At 66.2% G+C, this 7,669-nt stretch carries 11 protein-coding genes; 4 read left to right on the forward strand and 7 right to left on the reverse strand.

All coding sequences use genetic code 11. The features are described from left to right. The 4 genes from KVS69_RS17280 to KVS69_RS17295 form a co-directional block, all read left to right on the forward strand. Positions 1-247: hypothetical protein (locus KVS69_RS17280; protein WP_217539155.1), on the forward strand; the 247-nt coding region annotated here is incomplete at its 5' end. Between the two features lie 137 nt (positions 248-384). Further along, positions 385-840: a DUF4442 domain-containing protein gene (locus tag KVS69_RS17285; RefSeq protein WP_217539158.1), complete on the forward strand. Its 456-nt coding sequence runs from the start codon at positions 385-387 to the stop codon at positions 838-840. 129 nt (positions 841-969) lie between these two features. Beyond that, complete coding sequence (locus KVS69_RS17290) at positions 970-1,647, forward strand: DUF502 domain-containing protein (RefSeq protein WP_068853557.1); 678 nt, start codon at positions 970-972, stop codon at positions 1,645-1,647. Positions 1,648-1,800: 153 nt separating this feature from the next. Beyond that, a complete protein-coding gene (locus tag KVS69_RS17295; RefSeq protein ID WP_217539159.1) occupies positions 1,801-3,717 on the forward strand; it encodes a DUF885 family protein in 1,917 nt (638 codons plus the stop codon). Positions 3,718-3,755: 38 nt separating this feature from the next. Here the strand turns inward: KVS69_RS17295 and KVS69_RS17300 are convergent, their stop codons facing one another. The 7 genes from KVS69_RS17300 to KVS69_RS17330 all read right to left on the reverse strand — a co-directional run. Then, on the reverse strand, positions 3,756-4,043 hold the full coding sequence (locus KVS69_RS17300; RefSeq protein ID WP_068853559.1) for a hypothetical protein: 288 nt from the start codon (positions 4,041-4,043) through the stop codon (positions 3,756-3,758). Next, positions 4,043-4,729: a hypothetical protein gene (locus tag KVS69_RS17305; RefSeq protein ID WP_217539161.1), complete on the reverse strand. Its 687-nt coding sequence runs from the start codon at positions 4,727-4,729 to the stop codon at positions 4,043-4,045. Before KVS69_RS17305 ends, KVS69_RS17300 begins: the two co-directional genes overlap by 1 nt. Next, complete coding sequence (locus tag KVS69_RS17310; RefSeq protein WP_217539163.1) at positions 4,713-5,252, reverse strand: hypothetical protein; 540 nt, start codon at positions 5,250-5,252, stop codon at positions 4,713-4,715. The genes KVS69_RS17305 and KVS69_RS17310 overlap by 17 nt, the downstream gene beginning before the upstream one ends. A gap of 4 nt (positions 5,253-5,256) precedes the next feature. Further along, on the reverse strand, positions 5,257-6,108 hold the full coding sequence (gene sctJ, locus KVS69_RS17315) for a type III secretion inner membrane ring lipoprotein SctJ (protein ID WP_217539164.1): 852 nt from the start codon (positions 6,106-6,108) through the stop codon (positions 5,257-5,259). Then, positions 6,105-6,392, reverse strand: coding sequence for a type III secretion system inner rod subunit SctI (gene sctI, locus KVS69_RS17320; protein WP_141236235.1), 288 nt, complete (start codon positions 6,390-6,392; stop codon positions 6,105-6,107). Before sctI ends, sctJ begins: the two co-directional genes overlap by 4 nt. A 71-nt stretch (positions 6,393-6,463) precedes the next feature. Next, a complete protein-coding gene (locus KVS69_RS17325) occupies positions 6,464-6,790 on the reverse strand; it encodes an EscF/YscF/HrpA family type III secretion system needle major subunit (protein WP_083214191.1) in 327 nt (108 codons plus the stop codon). A gap of 22 nt (positions 6,791-6,812) precedes the next feature. Next, on the reverse strand, positions 6,813-7,669 hold an 857-nt coding region (locus tag KVS69_RS17330), incomplete at its 5' end, for a PrgH/EprH family type III secretion apparatus protein (protein ID WP_302675379.1).

Raw genomic sequence — 7,669 nt, forward strand, 5'->3', positions numbered from 1 at the left:
GTGGGTTTATCAAAACGCCGAATCGTATTCTTTTCAGGGGAACATTCAAGAAAAAAGAGACGACTTCGCGCCGATAGAGGGAGAGAAGTGGTTTCATTTCTCCCGTAGTCAGCGGGAACTAGCTGAAGCATTTATTGAACGCGCTTTGTGGGCCCACATTCCGGTCCACGGAACGCTGCCGGACACTGGGGATTTACGCTTCGTCTGCAGGCGCGCCGGTGACGACATCCAGTGCTATGTCGACTGAAAAGCGGTGCAGTCTCCTTGATCAACGGTCGACCCGGAAGCAGGTCGACCGTTGCCCTACCGGTGGAGGGCGCGGATTGCAAACCATACGGTAACGGATGGTAATCTCTCTGCACCTCCCCTGCCGGTCACCACTGTATGAAAGCCAGCCTGTTCCGCCATGGACTCAACCTGTGGCCGCCGTTTCTGTTTGCCGGCATCCATGTTTCGCAGGTCACGCCCGACTACCGGTATGTCCGGGTGGAGCTGCGGATGCGGCCGTGGAACAAGAACTATGTGGGCACGCACTTTGGTGGCAGCCTGTTTGCGATGACCGATCCGTTCTGGATGCTGACCGTCATGCAGAACCTGGGGCGCGATTACTACGTGTGGGATCGGGCGGGTGAGATCGAGTTCCTCAAGCCTGGCCGTGGGACGGTGACCGCCGAGTTCCGGCTGGATGAGGCGCTGCTGGATCAGTTGCGGGCAGCTACCGCCAGTGGTGAGAAGTATCTGCACTGGTTCAGCAATGACATCGTCGATGCGCAGGGTGAGGTCGTGGCGCGGGTGCGCAAGCAGGTGTACATCCGGTTGAAGCCACAGGCGCGCGTTTGACGTGCGGCCGGTGGTGCGGCAATCGTGATCCAGCCCGTTTCACCGCGGTCAACACAGCATTTCCCGGCAGGACGCATTCTGTGGTGGCTGGCCGCGTAAACCGGGCCCGCGCCCCGCTACAATGCGCCGATGTCGCCTGAAGCCCCCCACCTCGTACCGCGCCCCTCCCTGCAGCGCCTGTTCCTGACCGGCCTGCTCACCCTGCTGCCGATCTGGTTGACCTGGGTGGTCATCAAGTTCGTGTTCGTGCTGCTCTCGGGCATCAGCAGCCCGGTGGTGGTGCCGCTGTCGGCGCAGATCGCCGCCTCGTTCCCGCATTACCTGGGCTGGGTCAAGGTCGAGTGGATGCAGAACGTGTTCGGGCTGCTGGCCACGCTGCTGGTCATCCTGAGCGTGGGCGTGCTCAGCCGGCGCGTGATTGGCCAGCGCCTGCTGCGCTGGTTCGGTGCGGTGATCAAGCGCATTCCGCTGGCCAGCATCATCTATGAAAGCGCCAAGAAACTGCTGGACATGCTGCAGACCGAGCCGGGTACCACCCAGCGCGTGGTGCTGATCGACTTCCCGCACCGGGACATGAAGGCGGTGGGCCTGGTGACGCGGGTGATCCGTGAACAGGGCACCGGCCGCGAGCTGGCGGCCGTGTATGTGCCGACCACCCCCAACCCGACCTCCGGGTACCTGGAAATCGTGCCGGTGGAGCTGCTGACCCCGACCGACTGGACAGTGGACCAGGCGATGAGCTTCATCATCTCCGGTGGGGCTGTGGCGCCTGAAACCGTGCCGTTTACGCGGGCTGGGGAGCGCTGAATAGGGGTGTTCGGGCTTCGGCCCGCGCTGCGTGGGACGCGCGTGGCGTGTCTCTACGCTGTACGCCGGCATCCTGAGCGGGGCGCTGAGGTGGTTGTGTCCGGCTGAATCAGGCAAGCTCCCGGGTCTGTATAGGATTTACGGAAGCATTCGATGCCCCACCCCGCCCGTGCCCTGGCGCTCGTGATTGCCTCACTGCTGGTCTTCACTGCCGCTGCCCCGGCCGAAGCCGCCAAGAAGAAGGCCAACCGGCCCGCCGCCGCACAGACGCGCCAGGCCAAGCCCAGGGCCAAACCCCGCGCCCGCCCCGCCGCAGCCCCCGCGCGGCAGCCGCTGGTGCGCCAGCAGACCAAGGCCGCCCAGCTCGAGCGCATCTACGACGAGTACTGGGACGCCTCGATGCGACTCAACCCGCTGCAGGCCACGTTCCAGGGCGATGCCCGCCACAACGACCAGCTGCCGAACATCCTCTCGGCCGCCTACCGCCAGCAGTCGCATGACTTCACCGAACAATGGCTGGGCAAGGTCGAGAAGATCGGCCCGGACGGCCTCACCGGCCAGGACCTGCTGAGCTACCAGATCTTCGTGCGCGATGCGCGCATGTCGCTGGCGGCCGAGAAGTACCCGGGCTGGATGCTGCCGGTGAGCCAGTACTACAACCTCGGCAGCATCATGGCGATCCTGGGTTCCGGCTCGGGCGCGCAGCCGTTCAACACCGTGCAGGACTACGACACCTGGTCCAAGCGCTCGCTGGGCATTCCGCCGCTGTTCGACCAGGCCATCGCCAACATGCGCGAAGGCATGCGTGCCGGCGTGGTGCAGCCGCGCGACCTGATGGAAAAGGTGCTGCCGCAGCTGGATGCGGTGATCAAGCCCACCGCCGAAGAAAGCATCTTCTGGGCGCCGGTGCGCAACATGCCCGACGATTTCCCGGAGGCCGACAAGGCGCGCATCACCGCCGACTACAAGCGCATGATCGAATTCCGGCTGATGCCGGCCTACCGCGCGCTGCGTGGCTTCATCGCCACTGAATATCTGCCGGCCACCCGGAAAACCGATGGGCTGTCCGCGCTGCCCAATGGCATGGCGTGGTACACCCAGAACATCGTGCAGAGCACCGCCAGCACGCTGACCCCGCAGCAGATCCATGCGCTGGGCGAACAGCGCGTGGCCAGCCTGCAGGAGCAGATTGCGGCGGTGATGAAGGAAAACCGCATCCGCGGCTCGCAGCAGAAGCTGCTGCGCAGCATGCGTACTGACAAGAACTTCCAGTACGCCACGCCCGATGCGCTGTTGATGCGCTACAAGCAACTGCAGCAGCAGGTGGGCGCGCGCCTGCCTTCGCTGCTGGATACGCTGCCCAAGGCACCGTTGGAAATCCGCCCGGTGGAAGCCGACCGCGCCGCCAGCGCGGCCGCCGTGAGTTACCAGCCGTCGCTGCCCGACGGCATGCGCCCGGCCGTGCTGTACGTGAACACCAATGCCCTGCCCAGCCGCCGTACCTGGTCGGCGCCGGCGCAGTACCTGCACGAAGGGATTCCCGGCCACCACGTACAGCTGGGCCTGCAGCAGGAACTGGACAAGCTGCCGCGCTTCCGCCGCCTCGGCGGCGATGTTGCATTCGTCGAGGGCTGGGGCCTGTATGCCGAATCGCTGGGCGAGGAACTGGGCGTATACCAGGATCCCTACGCGCGCATTGCCTACCTGCAGGGTGCACTCACCCGAAGCGCCCGCATGGTCGCCGACACCGGCGTGCACGCGCAGGGATGGAGCAAGAAGCAGGCGGTGGACTATCTGGTCAAGACCGCCGACATGCCGGTGGAAGATGCCACCGCCGAGGTGGAGCGCTTCATGGCCCTGCCCGGCCAGACCCTGGCCAACGGCCTGGGCGAGCTGAAGATGATGGAGCTACGCGACAAGGCCAAGGCATCGCAGGGTGCGGCGTTCAACCCGCGCCGGTTCCATGCCGAGGTGCTGCGCGATGGCTCGATGCCGCTGGATATCCTGGAGGCGAAGATAGAGCGCTGGCTGGCCGCGCCGGCCACCAGCGAGGCACCGCCGTCGCGTTGAAACGGAGTGCGGGCCGCACTTGCGGCCCGCACTGCAGATCACACGTCGTCGGGCTTGGCGCCGAGCATGTCCTCATCGCCGAAGATCATCAGCCGCATGAACTCGTCGCGGAAGAACTTCGCGGCCATTTCCCGGGTCACCTCCGCCATGTCCGGCGCGATCGGCTTGATGTCGTGACCGGGCTCCGGCGGGTTGATGCCAGGCTCGGGTGGGTTGATGGACGGATCGTCCACCGCGGCCTGCATGCGCTGCATCAGCGTCTGCTTCTGGCCTTCCACCGTAGCGGTGTTGAGGGGCGCCATCGCCCCCAGTTTTTCAAGCATCATCAATCTACTCCAATCGGGGTCAGGGGTAAGGGCAATCGCTTGAGGCGGGCGTCGATCCCGCTCACATAGGCACCGGCACGCTGGCGCGCGGCCGCTTCCAGTGCACTGGCATCCACGCTGGCTTCCACGGCGGCGGCCATCGCGCCCACCGGGTCCAGTTCAAACAACAACGGACCGGCTTTGAGCATCGGCAACGCCGACCGGGACGCTACTACCTGCACAGGCGGAGCGTCGGCCTTCGTCGCCAGCTGCGCCAACACGGTTTCGCCCAGTGCAGGCATCTGCCCAGGCACGTACAGCACCAGACCCGCCTCGGCCGTACCCAGCAACTGCTCGCAGCGACGTACCACCAAGGCCGCGTCCACGCCCTCGGCGGCAAGACTTGCGGAGATCACCTCACGCACCTGGCCGAGTACCGCTTGACGCGTGGCTTGTACATCGCCCAACGCGGCCGCCAGCAATGGCACCGCCTCGGCAATGGCGTCGGCGTAGCCCTGGCCGAATCCATCAACGCGCGCCTGTGCGATGGCGGCGTCCACCTGCTCGGGCAACGCCCCCAATACAGCGGAGGCGCGGCGCCGCGCGGCGGATTCGAGCTGGTCGGCCCGTGCCGCCTGGCCCAGCGCGCTGGGCGCGATCACCCCGCCCTGCGCATGTGCCAGCACGTGCTCAGGAAAGCTTTTCAACATAGGTCACCGCCGTCCAGAAAAGGTCCAGGTCGATACGCTCACGCGGCAGCGGGCGTAGGGTGTCGCCCGCCATCGGCGCAAATGGAAGGGAGAGCCGCGCGGAGAGCCAGGCGGGCAGCAGCGGTGCCAACGGCTGCAGCTCCACGCCGCCCCAGACCAGCAGCACCCTGGAGAGGTCCGCCGGTACGGGCGCCTGCACGCAGCCCCCCGATTGCCTCGCATGATCGGCCCGCATGAACGCCTGCACCGTGGCCGGCAATGCCGAACAGCCACGCTGCGACGCCAGCCAGTCACGCAGCCGCGCGGCCGCCATGAGCGTGGCCACCTCCGGCAGCCTGGGCCACAGGCCCATCAACCGCCGCGTCAGCACATCCGCGGGAGCCGCCAGCGTTGCCGGCATGGGCAGGCGACGCTGGCGGATCAGCGTGGTGTTGAGCCAGCGCTGCTGATCCAGGGAGGCGTCGGCGTACACCGCCCGCCACGGCCGGTAGTACGCAGCCGGGGCATAAGCGATGTGCATGGCATCATGCGCCACGCCAGCGCCTCCAGCCGGTTGCGCCAGGGCCAGGGCCAGTGCCGGTGCCGCGCGCGCTGACCCGCTGCCATGCCGTGCGCAGGCGGTTGCCGACCGCCGGCACCAGACGCACCAGCACCCACCCGCCCAGCAGCAACATCAGGGCCAGGCCACCGCAGAGCAGCACCCAGGCCAGCGGCAGGCTGCGTTCGTTGCCGGCCGTCACGGCAAGCGTCCGCGGCCCCTCGACCTCGGTAAGGATCACCGAGACGTTGTCGTACTCCACGCCATCAAAGGTGTTGCGCAGGAAGCGCTTCACGGTCTGCAACAGCACTTCCGCATCGACACCTGGCTCATGCGCCACTACGGCCGCCACGTGCATACGCCGGCGTTCGGCACGTCGGCCTTCGGTGCCCAGGTTGGCATCGTAGTTCAGGTGCACGCGACTGGACTGCACGCCATCGATCAGCTGCAATGACTCTTCCAGCCGCTGTTCCACCGCCGAAATCAGCCGCGCACGCTCACCGAGCGGCGTACTGACAAGAGAATCGGCCGGGAACGCCGCCGACACCTGGCTGCGCGGCGCCGATGGCAGGTCGTTGCGTTGCATCAGCTCAATGGCTTCGGGCAGATCGCGCGGACCCACCTGGACCTGATAGCCGCCCTTGCCCAGGTTGAGCTTTTCGGCGTCGATGTTATGGCGGAGCAGTACGGCAATCACTTCATTGGCCTGGCGCTCGTCCAGGTTTTCCAGCAGTGGCTTGCGCGCGCAGCCAACCAGCACCACCAGCGCAAGCAGGGGCAGCACCACACGCCACCGGCACAGGCGGCGCACGGCCACCGCAAAAGGCGGCATGTTCATGACTTGAGCAGCGTCTCCACCGTCTTGTTGGCGTGGTTGGCCAGGCCGGCGGCGACGATCATGCGCTTGGTGTAATCGGCCAGGTTGAGCTGCAGCTCGTGCAGCGCAGCCGGGCTCGATGCGGTGGCGGGATTGTTGCTGGCGGCCTGGATCGAGGCCAGATCATTGCCGGCGCTGACGTAGCCGTTGGCCAACGCCTGGCTCATGCGATCCGAGAGCGGTACGGCGGCGCCTTCAGCGCCGCCGACCACGTCGATCTCGGTAGCGATCTGTGTCACTTGCACGGGTGCATCTCCTGCGGAACATCCGCATAGGGTCCTGGTACCGGCAGCACCGCTGCCGGCACAGGAGGTCATCAACCCAGGTTGCGGGCGTTCTGCTTCTGCATGTCGGACAGGCTCTTGGCCGAGTTCGACTGCAGGGTGCGGTAGGTGGTGTAGGCCGACAGCGCGGTCTGATAGTCGGCAAGGTGCGCCGGGTTGGTCGGATCACCCTCGTCGCCGCCAGGAATGCCGTCACCGGCAATCTTCTTGAACGCATCGTCCAGCGCCTTCTTCAGGGATGTTACCCCCGCGTCAAATCTATCGCTGTGGTCGCCCAACCAGCCCCACTTCGGGCCCTGGACATCGCCATCAAAATCGTCGCCCGGAACGGGCTTGGTACCAACGGTTGGTGTAGTCATTACAGTTACTCCGGAAGAAAGGTCAACGGCTACCTGCCGTAGAAAAATCCCAGCGACCTTCGCCCACCGAGAGCAGCTGGTCCTGGGAATACTGGTAGGAACGCCCCTTGAGCAGGTCGTCCCACAAACGGATGCTGATGCGCACGCGGCGCTCGCCCCACTGCTGCACGAAATCGTCGCGGTACTGCGCCATGGCGTGCAGCGACGCGTCATCGAGGAACACGTCGTTGGAAATGCTGGCCCGGCCGGCATGGTTGCCGGTGCGGGTGGTAATGCCACGCGCGCGCAGCTCGTCACGTGCGATGGCCACCAGCTGACCATCGCCTACCAGTCGCACATCAATGCTGGCCGCGTATGGCATCTGCGGTACGAGCAGGGCCTGCACCTGGCGCTGGCGCTCGGCATCGTTCAAGCCAAGTGCGGTGATCACCACTTCCGGGCGCTGCGGGGTGCGCAGGCGGATTACCGCGTAAGGCACGCTGGCACTGTCGAGCACGGCACCGATGCGTGCGGCCTCCATGTGGCGCTCGCGATACTGGTCCTGCAGGCGCCCGGCACGTTGGCTGGCACGCTGGCCCCAGGCCACGGCCTCGGCACTGTCGCTGAAGGCATACAGGCGCCCGTCGGCGTCATGCACCACGGTGTAGTTATAGGGGGATTTCGCCAGTACCGCTTCCAGCGTGCGGACCTGCGTGGCCGGCCGCTGGCGGTCGTAGAGCCACCAGCCGCCGGCGCCCACCACCATCACCAGTGCGGCGACGGCAATCCAGCGGCGGGCGCCGGCACCGCGCGTGGGGCGCATTACCGGGGTGGAGGGTGTGCCCTCGTCGACCAGCACCGGCAGGCGGTGGTCCCACACGGCCGCCGACCAGGGATCGG

It is taken from the genome of Stenotrophomonas sp. GbtcB23 (assembly GCF_019091045.1).
GTDB classification, from domain to species: domain Bacteria; phylum Pseudomonadota; class Gammaproteobacteria; order Xanthomonadales; family Xanthomonadaceae; genus Stenotrophomonas; species Stenotrophomonas rhizophila_A.